The organism is Pseudomonas putida (assembly GCF_004357765.1).
In the GTDB taxonomy this organism is placed as follows: Bacteria; Pseudomonadota; Gammaproteobacteria; order Pseudomonadales; family Pseudomonadaceae; genus Aquipseudomonas; species Aquipseudomonas putida_U.
This window is the reverse complement of the sequence record NZ_SMTE01000008.1, coordinates 297,956-314,801: the sequence shown is the minus strand read 5'-3', so window position 1 is coordinate 314,801 and position 16,846 is coordinate 297,956. Positions and strand designations below refer to the sequence as shown.

General features: G+C 65.3%; 14 protein-coding genes and 2 tRNA genes. 11 read left to right on the top strand and 5 right to left on the bottom strand.

Annotated features, from left to right (window positions below):
* The 3 genes from E2H86_RS14525 to E2H86_RS14515 all read left to right on the top strand — a co-directional run bounded on the left by E2H86_RS14525 (window position 1) and on the right by E2H86_RS14515 (window position 1,378).
* A tRNA-Asp gene (locus E2H86_RS14525) sits at window positions 1-77 on the top strand.
* Between the two features lie 131 nt (window positions 78-208).
* Window positions 209-285 (top strand) — tRNA-Asp (locus E2H86_RS14520).
* A 187-nt stretch (window positions 286-472) separates the two neighbouring features.
* Entirely contained in the window at window positions 473-1,378 is a 906-nt protein-coding gene (locus E2H86_RS14515; RefSeq protein WP_133328900.1) for a DUF2242 domain-containing protein, read from the top strand.
* A 239-nt stretch (window positions 1,379-1,617) separates the two neighbouring features.
* Here E2H86_RS14515 and E2H86_RS14510 read toward each other — a convergent pair whose 3' ends face one another.
* The 3 genes from E2H86_RS14510 to E2H86_RS14500 form a co-directional block, all read right to left on the bottom strand.
* Window positions 1,618-2,658, bottom strand: coding sequence for an AraC family transcriptional regulator (locus tag E2H86_RS14510; RefSeq protein WP_133328898.1), 1,041 nt, complete (start codon window positions 2,656-2,658; stop codon window positions 1,618-1,620).
* A gap of 4 nt (window positions 2,659-2,662) precedes the next feature.
* Window positions 2,663-3,781 (bottom strand): carbon-nitrogen hydrolase family protein, encoded by a 1,119-nt coding sequence (locus tag E2H86_RS14505; protein WP_133328896.1) that lies wholly within the window; start codon window positions 3,779-3,781, stop codon window positions 2,663-2,665.
* Between the two features lie 67 nt (window positions 3,782-3,848).
* Window positions 3,849-4,670, bottom strand: a complete 822-nt coding sequence (locus E2H86_RS14500; RefSeq protein WP_133328894.1) for a DNA-binding transcriptional regulator — start codon at window positions 4,668-4,670, stop codon at window positions 3,849-3,851.
* Window positions 4,671-4,997: 327 nt separating this feature from the next.
* On the opposite strand from E2H86_RS14500, the gene E2H86_RS14495 reads away from it, so the two are divergent.
* The 8 genes from E2H86_RS14495 to E2H86_RS14460 all read left to right on the top strand — a co-directional run bounded on the left by E2H86_RS14495 (window position 4,998) and on the right by E2H86_RS14460 (window position 13,954).
* Window positions 4,998-6,665, top strand: a complete 1,668-nt coding sequence (locus tag E2H86_RS14495; protein ID WP_133328892.1) for a bifunctional 3-(3-hydroxy-phenyl)propionate/3-hydroxycinnamic acid hydroxylase — start codon at window positions 4,998-5,000, stop codon at window positions 6,663-6,665.
* 1 nt (window position 6,666) lies between these two features.
* The gene (mhpB, locus tag E2H86_RS14490) at window positions 6,667-7,611 is read left to right on the top strand and encodes a 3-carboxyethylcatechol 2,3-dioxygenase (protein WP_133328890.1); all 945 of its coding nucleotides are present in this window, start codon (window positions 6,667-6,669) and stop codon (window positions 7,609-7,611) included.
* A gap of 19 nt (window positions 7,612-7,630) precedes the next feature.
* Window positions 7,631-8,494, top strand: a complete 864-nt coding sequence (locus E2H86_RS14485) for an alpha/beta fold hydrolase (RefSeq protein WP_165976075.1) — start codon at window positions 7,631-7,633, stop codon at window positions 8,492-8,494.
* 15 nt (window positions 8,495-8,509) lie between these two features.
* Window positions 8,510-9,304 carry a 2-keto-4-pentenoate hydratase gene (gene mhpD / locus E2H86_RS14480; protein WP_133328888.1) on the top strand — a complete coding sequence of 265 codons (795 nt, stop codon included), beginning with the start codon at window positions 8,510-8,512 and terminating at the stop codon, window positions 9,302-9,304.
* A gap of 11 nt (window positions 9,305-9,315) precedes the next feature.
* Entirely contained in the window at window positions 9,316-10,248 is a 933-nt protein-coding gene (locus tag E2H86_RS14475) for an acetaldehyde dehydrogenase (acetylating) (RefSeq protein WP_133328886.1), read from the top strand.
* Window positions 10,245-11,255, top strand: a complete 1,011-nt coding sequence (gene mhpE / locus E2H86_RS14470; protein ID WP_133328884.1) for a 4-hydroxy-2-oxovalerate aldolase — start codon at window positions 10,245-10,247, stop codon at window positions 11,253-11,255. The genes E2H86_RS14475 and mhpE overlap by 4 nt, the downstream gene beginning before the upstream one ends.
* 168 nt (window positions 11,256-11,423) lie before the next feature.
* Window positions 11,424-12,602, top strand: a complete 1,179-nt coding sequence (gene mhpT / locus E2H86_RS14465; protein WP_133328882.1) for a 3-(3-hydroxy-phenyl)propionate transporter MhpT — start codon at window positions 11,424-11,426, stop codon at window positions 12,600-12,602.
* Between the two features lie 80 nt (window positions 12,603-12,682).
* Entirely contained in the window at window positions 12,683-13,954 is a 1,272-nt protein-coding gene (locus E2H86_RS14460; RefSeq protein WP_133328880.1) for an OprD family porin, read from the top strand.
* Between the two features lie 17 nt (window positions 13,955-13,971).
* Here E2H86_RS14460 and E2H86_RS14455 read toward each other — a convergent pair whose 3' ends face one another.
* Both E2H86_RS14455 and nhaA read right to left on the bottom strand, forming a co-directional pair.
* On the bottom strand, window positions 13,972-15,318 hold the full coding sequence (locus E2H86_RS14455; RefSeq protein ID WP_133328878.1) for a chloride channel protein: 1,347 nt from the start codon (window positions 15,316-15,318) through the stop codon (window positions 13,972-13,974).
* A gap of 82 nt (window positions 15,319-15,400) precedes the next feature.
* The gene (gene nhaA / locus E2H86_RS14450; protein WP_133328876.1) at window positions 15,401-16,732 is read right to left on the bottom strand and encodes a Na+/H+ antiporter NhaA; all 1,332 of its coding nucleotides are present in this window, start codon (window positions 16,730-16,732) and stop codon (window positions 15,401-15,403) included.
* Window positions 16,733-16,846 lie beyond the last annotated feature (114 nt).

Below are 16,846 nucleotides of genomic sequence, written 5' to 3'. Positions count from 1 at the left end.
GCAGCGGTAGTTCAGTCGGTTAGAATACCGGCCTGTCACGCCGGGGGTCGCGGGTTCGAGTCCCGTCCGCTGCGCCATCTTCGCCTCGAGGTCCCATGAACATCTCGAAGCAACGGAAAGAGCGAATGATGTCCGTTCTTTTCGTGCCTCCCGCCTCTATTCGGCGGAGCAGGTCCAGGTTTCAACCGGGCGTAAGCCCAAGCGATACGCAGCGGTAGTTCAGTCGGTTAGAATACCGGCCTGTCACGCCGGGGGTCGCGGGTTCGAGTCCCGTCCGCTGCGCCATATTCGCCTCGAGGCCCTGAACACCTCGAAGCTACGAACAAAGCGACCTCCGGGTCGCTTTTTTCGTTTCTGCGCCCGGTCAGCACTGACTTTTACAAGATGCTGACACACTCTTAATCTAACGACGGTTCCCGTGCTGCCTGCGCTGTTGCACAATAGGCACCCTTCGACTTACCCGGAATTCGCAATGACCAGATCATCCGTCTTTGGTGCGCTCGGGCTGGCCCTGGTGCTGGCGGGCGTGACCGGTTGCTCCTCGAAAAAAGCCGCAATCTACGAGCACGAGAACTTCGATGATTCGGGCACCTTCTCGCGCAGCTTCCCGGTCAGCGATGCCGGTTCGTGCGAGGCGGCACGCCGTGCCTTGCTCAGCCAGGGCTACATCATCACCAACAGTGGCCCCAATCAGGTTGCCGGCAACAAGAGCTTCCAGCAGAACAGCGAGAACCACCTGCAGATCAGCTTCAACGTCACCTGTGCACCGGATGTCAGCGACGACCAGCGTTCCACCATGTTCGCCAACGCCCTGCAGGACCGCTACAGCCTGAAGAAATCCAACACTTCCGCCAGCCTTGGGGTGGGGGTGCTCGGGTCGGTGTCGATGCCGATCGGCTCCAGTGACGACTCCATGGTCAAGGTGGCCAGCGAGACGGTGACTGCGGCGCAGTTCTACGACCGTTATTTCGCCTTGGTCGAGAGCTATCTGCCCAAGCCGAAGAAGGTCAAGAAAGCCAAGACGGAAGCACCGAAAGCCGAGCCGGCCGCGCCTGCCCTTGGCTTGCCGGAACAGGCCCTGGCTGCGCCAGCGGTGCCGGCCCCTGAGCCCGCCCCGGCAGCAGCGCCCGCGGTTGCCACTGAGCCTGCGCCTTCGCCTGCAGCCGAGACGGCACCCGCAGCGTCCGCAACCCCTCCTGCCGCAGTAGCCGCCGCCAGCGAAGCCGCTAGCGCACCGGTGGTCGACGACAGCCAGGGGTCGCAGCCCATCGCTCCTCCTGCCGAGCCTGCGCCCATTGAGGTGCAGTCGCAGGAGGTTCAGTCCAGTGAGCCCAGCCAGACCAGCGAAGCGGTCGAGAGCGCGCCTTCAACGCCGTGATGGGAGCGGCACACGACCTGTAACAGATAGCCGGCGATAACTTCCTGAACACCTGCTACGTTTATCACTCATAAGCTCGTCATCATTCCTTCATCCAGCCACCGTAGGTTGGGAAGATGACCCACGAAGACACATGAGAGAAGAGGACGCAGGACCATGGATGACTATCAGGAAGAACTGCTCGAAGACCGCGCCTACGAGCTCGATAGCCCGGAACCGGCAGACGACGCCACCGAGCTTTAACCTAGCCGTCGCTGGTTGCGACGGTAATCCCCGGGCGTCAGGCCGGTCCAGCGCTTGAATGCGCGCTGGAAGGCCTCAGCCGACGCAAATCCCAACAAGTACGCAATCTCGCCGAAGGCCAATGCCGTGTCGCGGATATAGGTCTCGGCCAGGTCGCGGCGGGTGTCGTTCAGCAGTTCGCGAAAACCGGTGCCTTCCTCGGCCAGTCTGCGCCGCAGCGTCCACGTCGGGAGCTGCAGGTGGCGCGCCACATCTTCCAGGTCAGGTTCTCGTCCGCCATTGAGCAACGGGCCGAGCAGGTGGGTGATCCGTTCACCCAGGCTACGCACCCGCGTACGCTGCACCATCTCGGCTTCGCACAGCTGCAACAAGTGCTGCCAGGTGCTGGGGCAGTGGTGTGGGTTGACGATGTCCAGGGTCGTCCGCCCCAAGCGCAGCTGGTTGCCCTCGGCGGAGAACTGCACGGTGCTGGTGCACAGGGCTTGGTAACGTGCCGCATAGCTTGGCGCATCGAATTCGATCTCCAGTCGTTCAGCCTGCAAGGGGCGTCCCACCAGATCGGACAGCTGGGCCAACCAGCCCGCCAGCAGTGACTCGACCACGAAACGGTTGTAGGCGTTGTACGGACTGATCGAATAGAAACGCAACCACGCGCCATGGGCGTCTTCATGGTAGCTCGACTGCCCCCGGTAGTTGGCCGCATACAGGGGTTCGAAACGCAACAGGGCGTGCGCCGCGGCGCCCACCGTGGGGGCCTGCGCTGCTGCGACCCCGGCCAGGCCGGCATGGGGCAGGCGGCTGAGGTGGCCCATGCGCAGGCCCAGGGCCGGTTCGCCGGCCAGCGCCTGGGCCGCATGCCCCAGGTGCATGTAACGGGGTATCGACAAGCGTGCCCCGGCTTCGGCCAGACGCGCCTCGTCCAGACCGTAGCGGTGCAGAAGCGGCAGCGGGTCGTGACCCAGCTCGGTCAAGGCAGCGGCCAGCGGTTGGACGAAGCCTACCGAAAGGTCACCCAGGCGTACGCGGGGACGTAACATCGCACTACAGCCACAGGTTGAGCAGACGCGCACCCTGGCTGGGTGGCCCCGCGAGCAGCTCGCCGTCCTGATAGGCGAAGCCCTGGCCGTCGCTGCCCTGTTCCCAGAATTGTCCGCGCATGAACACGCTCATGCTGATCACCTCGGCCGAAGCCGGCTGGGTCAATCGCTCCCAGGCGGTGCGCTCGCTGACCTCGCCGCGTTGTACGTCCAGGCGCGCAGCGGCCTCCTGGTGACGGTTGCCGCGCCAGGGCGCCTGCCAGCTGTCCTTGCCGCTGAGAAACACCGGGTTGGCGATCAACTGCACGGATTGCTTGGCCAGTTGCTGCTGGTTCTGCGGGTACCAGCTGTCGCTGCCGACCAGCACGCCCAAGCGCCCGGCCGGTGTATCGATGACTTGCAAGGGGTGCTGGTGGCCGGCATGGATGTAGCGGCGCGTTTCGCTTTCCGGAAACTGCTGGTGCTGAGGCTGGCCGAGCAACGAGCCGTCGCCGGCGAAGACCAGGCTGCTGTTGAACAGCGGGCCGCTGCCGGCGTGCAGCACGCCCTCTTCGACATATGGCGCAGGCAGGACGATGGAGCCCGCTACGAGGGTCACGCCGAACTCTCTGGCCAGGCCGCCGAACAACTGCTGGTAGTCGCTGGCCATCTGTTGCGCCTTCATGCGCAAGTGGGCATCGGCGCGGCGATCGTCACCACTGGCGCCGAGCATCGCCAAGCCATAGCGCAGCGGGTTGCTCAGCTCCAGCCATTGCAGCGCCTCGCGACTCTGGGTGGCCTGGTACAGCTCTTTCTTCTCGCCCCTGGCCCATAACCAGGTGCCGATGTGTTCTGGCAGTACCACCACCGTGCGCGGTCCCACCAGTCCTTGCGCGCGCGCCTGTTCAAGGTAGGCAGCGAGCTTGCGGTGCAGGCGTTGCAGGTTCTGGTAGTCGCTGGGGTAGAGCAGGGGCTCAACCCCCAGCAGGTTGCCGCGCTCGCCCGGTACGCCATGATTGAGCGCCACGGCGATGCGCAGGTCGGATAGGTAGTGGCCTTCCGGGCGCTGCTGGGTCCAGAAGCCGTAGCCGCACGCGGCGGCGATCATCACCAGCGCCAGGGCGCTTGCCAGGAGTTTTCGCATGGAGCTTCGGTATTCGCTGAAAATGGAGTGGGCCAGGCGATTGCGCCAGCCGATGCCGGGCATTCTGTCACGATATCCCCGGCGGCGGCGAATGATCGGCGCCCAGGTTTTGCCGAACCTGTAGGGCAAATGCCTGCAGGGCCGGCAGGTAGCGCTCGGCAGCCTGTTCGATGGTCATTGCCTTGGCGATGTAGATCAAGCTGACGCACCCCAGCAGGCGCTGCTGATCATGGTCGTACAGGGGCACGGCGATGGACGCGATGCTGGCCTCGCGGTTCCAGCCCATGTAGTTCTCGCCATAACCGCGGTGGCGGGCTTTGCGCAGGAGGTTGTCGAGGGCCAGACGGTCACGCGCCAGGTGGTATTCAGGCTCCTCGCGGGTCGCCAGTAGCGTGAGGATCTGCTCGCGCTCGGCCTCGCCGCAAAACGCCAGGTAGGCCATCCCGGTGGCGGTCTGCAGCACCGGCAGACGGCGGCCGACCATCGAGCGGTGGAAGGACAGGCGGCTGAAGCGGTGGGTGGTTTCGCGGACCACCATCTCGTCGACTTCCAGGGTGCAGATGTCGGTGGGCCAGACCACCTGCTGCAAGAGGTCGCCCAGCAAGGGGGCGGCGATGGCGGAAATCCACTGTTCATCGCGAAAGCCCTCGCTCAGTTCACGCACCTTCAGTGCCAGGCGAAAGCTGTCGTCGGATTCGCTGCGGCGCACGTAGCCCTCGTCCTGCAAGGTCTCGAGCAGGCGCCGGACGGTCGTGCGGTGCAAGCCGGTGAGCTCGGCCAGGCGCGTTGGGCTGGCACCCCCGTCCAGCCGGTTCAAGGTGTTGAGCAGGGTCAGGCCACGGCTCAGGCCGCGCACGGTCTTGTAGTCGGAGTCTCGATCTTTGTTCACTAAAAAACCTTAAAAAACAATGATGTGCACTAAGTGCACGCTGACGCTGTTTTTCATTGTAGGGCAATTGGCGCCATTCCTATACTCGCCACAACAACTACAAACGCCCTGACAGGGGAATACACCATGCGCCATGCCTGCCTGCACGCGACATCCCTACCTGCATCCATCGCCCGCGTCTTTGCCCCGCGAAGCGTAGCGACATTCCGCTAGACCCGTACCAGTCAAAACGCCCGTTCATCCCCCTTGCGCCTGCCTGCGCGAGGACGGTCGCGGCTTGCCTGGAAACCTTCCGGGCCGCCGAGGGCAGTGTCGAGGATCACAACAATGAACAAGCCGCATCCAGATCACATCCAGGCCGACTACACCGCAGACGTGGTGATCATCGGTGCCGGCCCCGTGGGGTTGGCCATCGCCAACTATCTCGGCCAGGCTGGCGTAAAGGTGCTGCAGATCGAGAAGCTCGACCAGCTGATCGACTACCCACGCGCCATCGGCATCGATGACGAGTCGTTGCGCACCATGCAGGCCATCGGTCTGGTCGAGCAGGTGTTGCCGCACACCACGCCGTGGCACGCCATGCGCTTTCTCACGCCCAAGGGTCGCTGCTTCGCCGATATCCAGCCGACCACTGACGAGTTCGGTTGGTCGCGCCGCAATGCGTTCATCCAACCGCAGGTCGATGCCGTGCTGCACCGAGGCCTGGAACGCTTCGCCCATGTCCGCACGCTGTTCTCCCGAGACGTGGTGCAGTTCCAGCAGGACGACGAGGGCGTGAGCCTGCAGATGACGGCTCCGGACGGTCGTCAGGAAACCGTGCGGGCGCGCTACCTGGTGGCTTGCGACGGTGGCAACAGCCTGATCCGTCGTACCTTGGACATTTCTTTCGAGGGCAAGACCGCCCCCAACCAGTGGATTGTCATCGACATCGCCAACGACCCGCTGGGCACTCCCAACGTGTACCTGTGCTGCGACCCGGTGCGCCCCTACGTATCGGCGGCGCTGCCCCATGGCGTACGACGCTTCGAGTTCATGGTGATGCCGGGTGAGACCGAGCAGGAGCTGGGCAAGCCGGAGAACCTGCGCAAGCTGCTGACCAAGGTGCTGCCCGACCCCGACCGGGTCGAGCTGATCCGCAGGCGCGTGTACACCCACAATGCCCGTCTGGCCGGCCGCTTCCGGGTCAAGCGGGTGCTGCTGGCCGGCGATGCAGCGCACATCATGCCGGTCTGGCAGGGCCAGGGTTACAACAGCGGTATGCGTGACGCCAGCAACCTGGGCTGGAAGCTGGCCCTGGTGGTCAAGGGCCTGGCCGGCGAAGCGCTGCTCGATACCTATGAGCAGGAGCGCCGCGACCACGCCAAGGCGATGATCGACCTGTCGGTGCTGGCCGGCCATGTATTGGCGCCGCCCAAACGCTGGCAGGGCGCGCTGCGCGATGGCATTTCCTGGGCACTGAACTACCTGCCGGCGGTCAAGCGCTACTTCCTGGAAATGCGTTTCAAACCCATGCCCCAGTACACCAAGGGGGCGCTGGTCGCCGCCGCGGACAGCAAGACCACAGCGGTCGGGCGCATGTTCATCCAGCCCAAGGTACTCACCGAATCGGGTGAAATCCGCCTGCTCGATGACGTCATCGGCAGCCAGTTCGCCTTCATCGCCTGGGGCAACGATCCGCTCTGGGGGCTGAGTGCCGCCCAGGAGCAAGCCTGGCGTGCGCTGGGGGCCTGCTTCATCCAGGTGGTGCCGGACGTGCAACTCAAGGCCGGTCGCGAGGTGCCGGATGGGGTGATTCGCGTGGGCGACTGCACGGGTCGTCTGAAGGAGTGGTTCGGTCGCTACCCGGTATCCATTGCGCTGCTGCGTCCGGACCGCTTCGTCGGCGCGGTGGCCATCCCGCAAACCATCGGTCAGGCCAGCGATACCTTGCTGCGCGCCTTGGCTGCCCAGCCACTGTCAGGCGCACAGGTGCCCCTGGCATCGAAGGTGGCGTGAGATGAGCGCCTATCTGCACTGCCTGTCCCATACCCCGTTGGTAGGTTACGTCGATCCGCCGCAAGCGGTACTGGCCGAGGTCGACGAAGTGATCGGCGCGGCTCGCGCGCGCATCGCTGCATTCGACCCCGAGCTGGTGGTGCTGTTTGCCCCGGACCATTACAACGGCTTCTTCTATGACGTCATGCCGGCTTTTTGCATCGGCATGGGCGCCACCGCCATCGGCGATTTCCAGAGCGCCGCCGGCCCGCTCGACGTGCCCCGCGAGCTGGCCGAGGCCTGTGCCGGCGCGGTGCTCGAGGCGGGTGTGGACGCTGCAGTGTCGTACCGCATGCAGGTCGACCACGGCTTTGCCCAGCCGCTGGAGTACCTGCTTGGCGGCCTGGCGCACAAGCCGGTGATTCCGGTGTTCATCAACAGCGTCGCGGTACCGCTGCCCGGCTTCGCCCGCGCCCGGCTGCTCGGTGAGGCCGTTGGTCGCTTCGCCCGCAGCACCGGCAAACGCGTGTTGTTTCTCGGTTCTGGCGGCCTGTCGCACCAGCCGCCGGTGCCAGAGCTGGCCCATGTCGATGCGCGCATGGCCGATCGCCTGATGGGCAGCGGCCGTGACTTACCGACCAACGAGCGCCAGGCCCGTCAGCAACGGGTGATCAGCGCCGCCGAAGGTTTCGTGCGTGACCAGCACAGCCTGCACCCGCTCAACCCGGCCTGGGACAACCACTTCCTCGACCTGCTCGAACAGCGCCGTTTCGAAGAGCTCGACGTCATGGCCAACGCCGACCTGTCGGCCCTGGCCGGCAAATCGACCCACGAGGTCAAGACCTGGGTAGCGGCCTTCGCCGCGCTCGCTGCCTACGGCGACTACCAGACCAGCGAGCGCTATTACCGGCCGATCCCCGAGTGGATCGCAGGTTTTGGCTCGCTCAGCGCCCATTCCCTTATTTGATGACCGGAGGACTTCCATCATGACCAGCATTTCCATCAGCGAAGCCGCCAGCAGCCGATTTGCCCGTGTCCGCGAAGGCGAGCTCGATCTGCAGGTGCACTACAACGACCTTGGCGAAGGTGCCGAGACCGTGGTCATGCTCCATGGCTCCGGCCCGGGGGCCAGTGGCTGGGCCAACTTCAACCGCAATATCGAACCACTGCTGGCCGCCGGTTACCGCGTGGTCTTGATGGACTGCCCAGGCTGGAGCAAGAGCGACCCGATCGTCTGCCGTGGCTCTCGCTCGGACCTTAACGCCACCGCCCTCAAGGGCCTGCTCGGTGTGCTGGGCCTCGAACGCGTGCACATCCTCGGCAACTCCATGGGCGGCCACAGCGCAGTGGCCTTTGCCCTGAGCTACCCCGAGCGCGTCGGCAAACTGGTGCTGATGGGCGGCGGCACCGGTGGCGTGAGCCCGTTCGTGCCGATGCCCACCGAGGGCATCAAGCTGATCAACGCCCTGTACCGCGAGCCCACCATCGACAATCTGAAGAAGATGATGAACGTCTTCGTCTACGACCCCAGCGACCTCACCGAGGCGCTGTTCCAGACCCGCCTGGACAACATGCTCAGTCGCCGCGACCACCTCGACAACTTCGTCGCCAGCCTGGCCGCCAACCCCAAGCAGTTCCCCGACTTCGCTGCACGCCTGGGCGAGATCAAGGCCAAGACCCTGGTGGTCTGGGGCCGCAACGACCGTTTCGTGCCGATGGACGTCGGCCTGCGCCTGATCGCCGGTATCGCCAATTCCGAACTGCACGTGTTCAACAACTGCGGCCACTGGGCCCAGTGGGAACACGCCGAGACCTTCAACCGCCTGGTACTGGACTTCCTCCAGCACTGATTTGAGGTACATCCCATGACCATCGATTCGCAAACCCTCGAGCGCCTGGCCGCCGACCTGCGCCGTGCCCAGCTGCTGGGGGAGGCCATCGCTCCGCTGCGTGACGTCATCGGCGCGGAAAACGCCGAAGCGGCCTACGCCATCCAGCGCTTGAACGTTGCCCACGCTCTGGCTGACGGGCGGCGTCTGGTGGGCCGCAAGATCGGTCTGACCAATCCCAAGGTGCAGGCCCAGCTGGGCGTCGACCAGCCGGACTTCGGCAGCCTGTTCGCCGACATGTGCTACGGCGACAACGAAAGCGTGCCCTACGCCAGCGTCTTGCAGCCGAAGATCGAGGCCGAGATCGCCCTGGTGCTGGCCCACGACCTGCCCAGCGCGCAGACCACCTTCGCCGATGTGATCGCCGCCACTGGCCATGTGCTGCCGGCGCTGGAGATCGTCGGCAGCCGTGTGCAGGGCTGGAACATTCGCTTCGCCGACACCGTGGCCGACAACGCCTCCAGCGGTTGTTTCGTGCTTGGCGGCCCAGCACGCCAGTTGCACGACCTTGACCTGCGCGGCGCCGCCATGCGCATGACCCGCAACGGCGAACTGGTGTCCAGCGGCACGGGTGCCGAATGCCTCGGCCACCCGCTCAACGCCGCCGTCTGGCTGGCCCGTACCATGGTGCGCCTGGGCGAGCCGCTGCGGGCGGGCGACATCATCCTCACTGGCGCCCTCGGGCCGATGGTGGCGGTGGCGCCGGGCGACCATTTCGAAGCCGAGATCGACGGCCTGGGCCGCGTCGGCGTGACCTTCAGCGACGAGTGACGGAGACCTCCATGAGCCAGAAACGCAAAGTTGCCATCATCGGCTCCGGCAACATCGGCACCGACCTGATGATCAAGATCCTGCGCAACGCCAAGCACCTGGAAATGGCTGCGATGGTTGGCATCGACCCGGCCTCCGACGGCCTGGCCCGCGCCGCCCGCATGGGCGTCGCCACCACCCACGAAGGCGTGCAGGGGCTTACCCGTCTGCCGGTGTTCAAGGACATCGAGTTCGTCTTCGACGCCACCAGCGCCGGTGCCCACGTGAAGAACGACGCGTTCCTGCGCCAGCACAAGGCCGACCTGCGCATGATCGACCTGACTCCAGCCGCCATCGGTCCATACTGCGTGCCGGTGGTCAACCTGGAGCAGCACCTGCAGGCGACCAACGTCAACATGGTCACCTGCGGTGGCCAGGCCACCATCCCCATGGTCGCGGCGGTGTCGCGCGTGGCCAAGGTGCACTACGCCGAGATCGTCGCCTCGATCGCCAGCAAGTCCGCCGGCCCCGGCACCCGCGCCAATATCGACGAGTTCACCGAGACCACCAGCAAGGCCATCGAGGTGATCGGCGGCGCGAGCAAGGGCAAGGCGATCATCATCATGAACCCCGCCGAGCCGCCGCTGATGATGCGCGACACGGTGTACGTGCTCAGCGAAGCCGCCGATCAACAGCAGGTGGCGGCGAGTATCGAAGAGATGGCCGCTGCGGTGCAGGCCTACGTGCCGGGTTACCGCCTCAAGCAGCAGGTGCAGTTCGAACAAGTGCGCGACCTCAGGTTGCCGGGGCAGGGCACCTTCACCGGCCTCAAGACCTCCGTGTTCCTCGAAGTCGAAGGCGCGGCCCATTACCTGCCGGCCTACGCCGGCAATCTCGACATCATGACCTCCGCCGCGCTGGCCACCGCCGAGCGCATGGCGCAAGCAATGGGGGCCTTGGCATGAACGGCAAGAAACTCTACATCTCCGACGTCACCCTGCGCGATGGTATGCACGCCATCCGTCACCAGTATTCGCTGGACGACGTGCGCGCCATCGCCGCTGCCCTGGACCGGGCCAAGGTCGACTCCATCGAAGTCGCCCATGGCGATGGTCTGCAGGGTTCGAGCTTCAACTACGGCTTCGGTGCCCATACCGACCTCGAATGGATCGAAGCAGCCGCCGATGCGGTCAGCCACGCCAAGATCGCCACGCTGCTGCTGCCAGGGATCGGCACACTCCACGACCTGAAGAACGCCTACGACGCCGGTGCCCGAATCGTGCGCGTCGCCACCCACTGCACCGAAGCGGACGTCTCCCGTCAGCATATCGAGTATGCCCGTGAGCTGGGCATGGACACCGTGGGTTTCCTGATGATGAGCCACATGCAGACGCCCGAAGGGCTGGCCCAGCAGGCCAAGCTGATGGAGCGCTACGGCGCCACCTGTATCTATGTGGTGGACTCGGGCGGGGCGATGAACATGGACGACGTCCGCGCGCGCTTCCGTGCGGTCAAGGCCGTACTCGACCCGGCCACTTCTACCGGCATTCATGCCCATCACAACCTCAGCCTGGGCGTGGCCAACTCCATCGCTGCGGTGGAGGAGGGGTGCGATCGCATCGACGCCAGCCTCGCCGGCATGGGCGCCGGTGCCGGTAATGCCCCGCTCGAGGTGTTCATCGCCGCCGCCGACAAACTCGGCTGGAACCACGGCACCGACCTGTACGCGCTGATGGATGCCGCCGACGACCTGGTGCGTCCGCTGCAGGATCGTCCCGTGCGAGTGGACCGAGAAACCCTGGCGCTGGGATATGCCGGGGTCTATTCGAGCTTCCTGCGTCATGCCGAGGTCGCGGCTGCCCGCTACGGCATCAAGGCGGTGGACATCCTCGTCGAACTGGGCAAGCGGCGCATGGTGGGTGGTCAGGAAGACATGATCGTGGACGTGGCGCTGGACCTGCTCAAACGCTGATCCGAGCAGTCGGGCTGCTGCGCAGCCCATTCGCGGGTCAAGCCCGCTCCGACAGGTGCAGCACTGCCCTCCAGAGCTGCACGGTACCTGTGGGAGCGGGCTTGACCCGCGAATGGGGCGCACAGCGCCCCCTCTCGAGCCCAATACAAAAACAATACGGGTAACACCATGACTTCTTCTGCAATCACCTCGCCTCGCGTGGCCGTCACCATCGGCCTGTGTTTTCTTGTCGCCCTACTGGAAGGCCTCGACCTGCAAGCCGCCGGTATCGCCGCTCCGGGCATGGCCAGTGCCTTCGGCTTGGACAAACTGCAAATGGGCTGGGTCTTCAGTGCCGGTATTCTCGGCTTGTTGCCCGGCGCCCTGGTCGGCGGCTGGCTGGCTGACCGTTTCGGCCGCAAGCGCATCCTCATCGGCTCGGTCGCACTGTTCGGTTTGTTCTCCCTGGCCACCGCTCATGCCTGGAGCCTGCCCAGCCTGTTGCTGGCGCGGTTGCTCACCGGGGTCGGGCTGGGCGCTGCATTGCCCAACCTGATCGCCCTGACCAGCGAAGCTGCCGGCGCTCGCCTGCGCGGCAGCGCCGTCAGCTTGATGTACTGCGGCGTGCCACTCGGTGCGGCACTGGCTGCCGGTATCGGCATCGCCGGCTACAGCGGAGAATGGCAGCGGGTGTTCCATGTCGGCGGCGCCGGGCCGCTGCTGATCCTGCCGCTGCTGGCGCTGTTCCTGCCTGAGTCGGGACAGTTCCGTAGCACCGCCGAGGACGCGCCGAGCCTGCGCCGCGAGCTGTTCGGCCAAAGCGCCACCTGGCTACTGTGGCTGAGCTACTTCTTCACCCTGATGGTGGTGTACATCCTGATCAACTGGCTGCCGAGCCTGTTGGTCGGTCAGGGCTTCAGCAGCCATGACGCCAGCTGGGTGATGCTCGCCCTGCAGATCGGTGCGGCCATCGGCACGTTGATCCTCGGTCAGGTGCTCGAGCGCCTGCCGGCGGGGGTCACCGCAGCAGTGGTTTACGTCGGCATCCTCGCCGCCCTGGCGGGCCTGGGGTGGGCCAGTGCACTGCCGGCAATGCTCGTCGCTGGTTTCTTCGCCGGCTTCTTTGCCACCGGCGGGCAGGGCGTGCTGTATGCCCTCGCACCGCACTTCTACCCCGTGCGGGTGCGCGCCACGGGCGTTGGCGCGGCAGTGGCGGTCGGGCGCCTCGGGGCGATGAGTGGGCCGTTGGTGGCCGGACAGATGCTAGCCCTGGGCGCCGGCTCCGCCGGCGTGCTGATGGCTTCGGCGCCCGGTGTGGTGATCGCGGCCCTGGCGCTATTCCGCCTGATCGGCCGCCGCCCGGCCTGATTTCCCGCTGTTCGACCTTGCTGTGCTCCCTGCTGCGTCTGCGGCAGGGCCTCCTACAACTACAAGAAAGTGAAGTGACCATGCACAAGGCCCGAAAAAACTGCCTGGCTCTGGCCATCGGCCTGTTTTGCGCCAACCCCAGCCACGCCGCTGGCTTCATCGATGACAGTCATGCCGAGCTGGTAGTGCGCAACTATTACTTCGACCGCAATTACGTCGGCCAGACGCCGCAAGCCGCTGCCCGTGAGTGGGCCCAAGGCTTCATCCTCAACGTCAGCTCCGGCTTCACCGAAGGCGCGGTAGGCTTCGGTCTGGACGCCAAGGGCATGCTCGGCGTCAAGCTCGACTCCTCGCCCGACCGCACTGGTACCGGTCTGTTGCCGTTCGACCCGATCACCCGCGAGCCCGCCGACAATTACTCCGAGCTGGGCCTGACCGGCAAAGTGCGTATGTCGCGGACCGAGTTGCAAGGTGGCACCATCAGTACCTTCCTGCCGATCGCCTTCGCCAGCCCGACCCGATTGCTGCCGCAGACCTTCCGCGGCGCCTACTTACGCTCCAGCGATATCGAGCGTCTGAGCCTGCACGCCGGCTGGCTCGACCGCATCAATCTGCGAGACTCCACCGACTATCAAAAAATGAGCGTCGCCGCGCCCAATGGTCGCTTCAACGGCGCGGCCACCTCTGACCGCTTCACCTTCCTTGGCGGTGACTATGCCTGGTCCGACGCTTTGACCCTGCGCTACTACCATGCGGCACTGGATGGGCTGTATCGCAAGGACTATTTCGGCTTCGTCGATGACCGCAAGCTGGGGCCGGGCCGGCTGAAGAGCGACTTTCGGCTGTTCGTCACCGGTGAGGATGGCGCCGCCAAGGCCGGCCCGGTGGACAATCGCAACACCGCGCTGATGCTCACCTATGCCTGGGCCAGCCACAGCCTGGGCGTCGGTTACATGCAGCTCGATGGCGACACCGCCATGCCTTATCTGTACGGCACCGAGCCGCTGGTGATCACCGAGGGCACGCTCAGCTCCGAGTTCATCAACCCCAAGGAGCGCAGTTGGCAGGTCAAGTTCGATCAGGACTTCGCCGCGTTCGGCGTGCCTGGCCTCAAAGGCATGCTGCGCTATGTGCGCGGCGACAACATCGAACTGGCGCGGTTTGGCGGCAGCGGGCTCAGCGAAAGCGAGAAAGATGTGGAGCTGTCCTATGCCGTGCAGCAGGGCAGGTTCAAGGGCGTGGCGCTGCGTCTGCGCCACGCCTGGTACCGCAACGACTTCCTGCCCGGCGCTTCGCACCGGGACGACAACGAGTTGCGCGTCAACCTCGATTACACGGTCAAGCTCTGGTAAAGCTCAACTGCTGGTTCTCAATCGGCCACGTTGCGAGGCGCGGTGTTCTGGGGCGGCTCGCGCGGTGCCAGCTTGTCGATGATCTGCCGGGCCAGGGCGTGATACAGCGATACAGGTGAGATCCAGCCGGAAATCGCCGCCGCCATCAAAGTGACGGCGAGCATCGGGATCGCCAGATCCGGGCTGTGGGTCAGCTCCAGTACGATCACCGAAGCGGTCAGCGGCGAGCGGGTCACACCGGCCAGGTAGGCGCCCATCCCGAGCAGTGCGCAGGCCTGTGGGTCGACGTCCGGCAACCAGGCCACCACGGGTGCGAAGGCTGCACCGATGCTCAGGGATGGCGAGAACAGCCCGCCTGGAATGCCGGAAAGGTAGGAGACGACATTGGCCAGGAATTTCCAAGCCAGGAAGTCGGCACCGGTGATCGGCTCGCCCTCCAGCAGTGCACGGGTTTCTTCGTAGCCGGTGCCGAACACGTGGTTGCCGGATATCACCCCAAGTACGGCCAGCAGCAGCCCGCAACCGGCGGCGAATCGCACCGGATACCGCCCGCGTAGCGCCGCCATGCGACCCAGAGCGCCGCGGTCGCTGGGCAACACCAGCTTGGCATAGAAGCCGCCCAGCACGCCGCCCAGCACCGCGCAGGCCGGCACTACGCTCCAGCCCCAGCCTTCGGGCATGCGGCCGCTGATCTGGCCGAAATAGGCGTAGTGTCCCATCAGCCCCAGCGTCACCACGCCGCCGATCAAGACCGCGGTCAACACCAGGCCGCTGAAGCGTTGCTCGAAGGTGCGGCTCAACTCCTCGATGGCAAACACCACCCCCGCCAGCGGCGTGTTGAAGGCTGCAGCGATGCCGGCGGCGCCACCTGCGAGGATCAGCCCAGCGACGGTACGCCGACCATGCAGGCCCAGGCGCCGGCCAAAGGTATAGAGCACTGCGGCGCCGATGTGTACGGTGGGGCCTTCACGACCAACCGATCCTCCCACCAGCAATGCGCCCAGCGTCAGGGTCATGCGCGTGGCTGCCACTGGCAACGAGAGCAGTTGTGCACGAAACCTGCGTGAAGGCATTTCCAGGGCGGCGATGACCTGGGGTATCCCGCTGCCCTTGGCGTTTTGAAAGCGGCGCTGGGTCAGCCAGGCCAGGCCGGCGAAGCCAAGAGGGGTGATCAGTAGCGGCGACCAGGGGGCCCATTGCAACAGACGCTTGAAGGAGGCGAAGGCTGCATCGGCCAGCCAGGCGAACGCCAGCGCGACCAGCCCTACCAGCAGCGCGCCTACCCAGAACGCCAGGCGCTGGCGCCACTGGCGCCAGCGCAGGCGGTGGAGGGAGGGGGCGGAGGGAGAGGTCTGGTCGGGCATCGTCCGTGCGCTGCTGAGTGGCAAAGCCACGAGTATGGCGTTTTTTTCAGCACCGGCATACCCGACCCAGGTTGTAGCTCCCTCAGCGCTTGCGCAGACTCCAGGCGCCCCAGGCCAGTCCGAGCGCGGCGGCAATCACCGAAGCGCACAATACGCCCAGTTTGGCGGCGCCCAGGGCAGCAGGGTCGGCGAAGGCCAGGTTGGCGATGAAGATCGACATGGTGAAGCCGATGCCGGCGAGCAGGCCGATCAAGGTGATGCTGCGCCAGTTCACGTGCTCTGGCAGCGAACACCAGCCCAGGCGGACCATCAGCCAGCTGACACTGACGATGCCCAGGGGCTTGCCGGCCACCAGTGCGACCGCGACGGCGATCATCACCCACTGCGGCGCCTCGCTGGTCAGGTCGACTCCCGACAGGTTGACGCCAGCGTTGGCCAGGGCGAACACCGGCATGATCCCGTAGGCCACCCAAGGGTGCAGCGCGCCCTGGACACGGACCACAGGCGGTACCAGTTCGCGCTGGGCAAGGCGCAGGTTCTTCAGGGGACTGATCAGTTCGCTGGCATCGCGCTCCGGCGCTTTGGCGCGGCCCAGCAGTTCCTGGGTGAAGCGCGTCACGGCATCCAGTGGGCGCTCACGCATGGGCATTGCCGCGACAGGCGTCATCAGGCCAAGCACGACACCGGCCAGGGTAGGGTGGGCACCGGTCATCAACACACCGACCCAGGTGATAGCGCCCGGAACGATGTACGCATAGGCAGAGCCGATACCGATCTTTTGCAGCCCCACGACCATCAGCAAGCCAATCAGCGCGACGCCGAAACCGCTGTAGTCGAGCCCGCCGGAGTAGAAGAAGGCGATGATCAGCACGGCGATGATGTCATCGATGATCGCCAGCGCGAGCAGGAAGATCCGCACGTTCGAGGGAATCGATTTACCGAGCAGCGCCAGCACGCCGACGGCAAAGGCGATATCGGTGGCCGTCGGTACGGCCCAGCCCTGTTGTTCGCTTGGCGCATGGCCGAAACCGAGGTAGAGCAGTGCAGGCACCACCACGCCCCCGATGGCCGCTGCCATGGGCAAGGTGGCCTGGCGCAGGCTGGAAAGGGCGCCTTCGTGGATCTCGCGGCGAATCTCCATGCCGACGACCAGGAAGAAGATGGTCATCAGGCCGTCGTTGATCCAGAAGTGCAGGGACTGGGCGTATACCAGCGACCCTACGCCAATGGTGATGGGCGCGTGCCAGAGGGCTTCGTAGCTGTCGGCGGCCGGAGAGTTGGCCCAGATCAGAGCGGCGATGGCGGCGATGAGCAACACGATGCCGCTGACGGCTTCGATGTGCAGAAAACGCTCGAGGTTGGCAAAAGCGCGTTCGGCCAATTGTTGGGCACGAGGCAACTGGTTCAATTGCATAGGCGCAAGAACTCCCGCATGGCGGCCCGACCTGCGTGGTTCTTTAACCTGCTTCACTGCCCTATGCAGCTAGCACCCGGGCCATAGTCTACCGTACAAGCGTGCCGTGTTGAA

What these genes read in the sequence shown, in the direction of transcription:
- E2H86_RS14515 (WP_133328900.1), top strand. Translation starts at nt 473, where the DNA reads ATGACCAGATCATCCGTCTTTGGTGCGCTCGGGCTGGCCCTGGTGCTG.
- E2H86_RS14510 (WP_133328898.1), bottom strand. Translation starts at nt 2,658, where the DNA reads ATGTTACGTCCCCGCGTACGCCTGGGTGACCTTTCGGTAGGCTTCGTC.
- E2H86_RS14505 (WP_133328896.1), bottom strand. Translation starts at nt 3,781, where the DNA reads ATGCGAAAACTCCTGGCAAGCGCCCTGGCGCTGGTGATGATCGCCGCC.
- E2H86_RS14495 (WP_133328892.1), top strand. Translation starts at nt 4,998, where the DNA reads ATGAACAAGCCGCATCCAGATCACATCCAGGCCGACTACACCGCAGAC.
- mhpB (WP_133328890.1), top strand. Translation starts at nt 6,667, where the DNA reads ATGAGCGCCTATCTGCACTGCCTGTCCCATACCCCGTTGGTAGGTTAC.
- E2H86_RS14485 (WP_165976075.1), top strand. Translation starts at nt 7,631, where the DNA reads ATGACCAGCATTTCCATCAGCGAAGCCGCCAGCAGCCGATTTGCCCGT.
- mhpD (WP_133328888.1), top strand. Translation starts at nt 8,510, where the DNA reads ATGACCATCGATTCGCAAACCCTCGAGCGCCTGGCCGCCGACCTGCGC.
- E2H86_RS14475 (WP_133328886.1), top strand. Translation starts at nt 9,316, where the DNA reads ATGAGCCAGAAACGCAAAGTTGCCATCATCGGCTCCGGCAACATCGGC.
- mhpE (WP_133328884.1), top strand. Translation starts at nt 10,245, where the DNA reads ATGAACGGCAAGAAACTCTACATCTCCGACGTCACCCTGCGCGATGGT.
- mhpT (WP_133328882.1), top strand. Translation starts at nt 11,424, where the DNA reads ATGACTTCTTCTGCAATCACCTCGCCTCGCGTGGCCGTCACCATCGGC.
- E2H86_RS14460 (WP_133328880.1), top strand. Translation starts at nt 12,683, where the DNA reads ATGCACAAGGCCCGAAAAAACTGCCTGGCTCTGGCCATCGGCCTGTTT.
- E2H86_RS14455 (WP_133328878.1), bottom strand. Translation starts at nt 15,318, where the DNA reads ATGCCCGACCAGACCTCTCCCTCCGCCCCCTCCCTCCACCGCCTGCGC.
- nhaA (WP_133328876.1), bottom strand. Translation starts at nt 16,732, where the DNA reads ATGCAATTGAACCAGTTGCCTCGTGCCCAACAATTGGCCGAACGCGCT.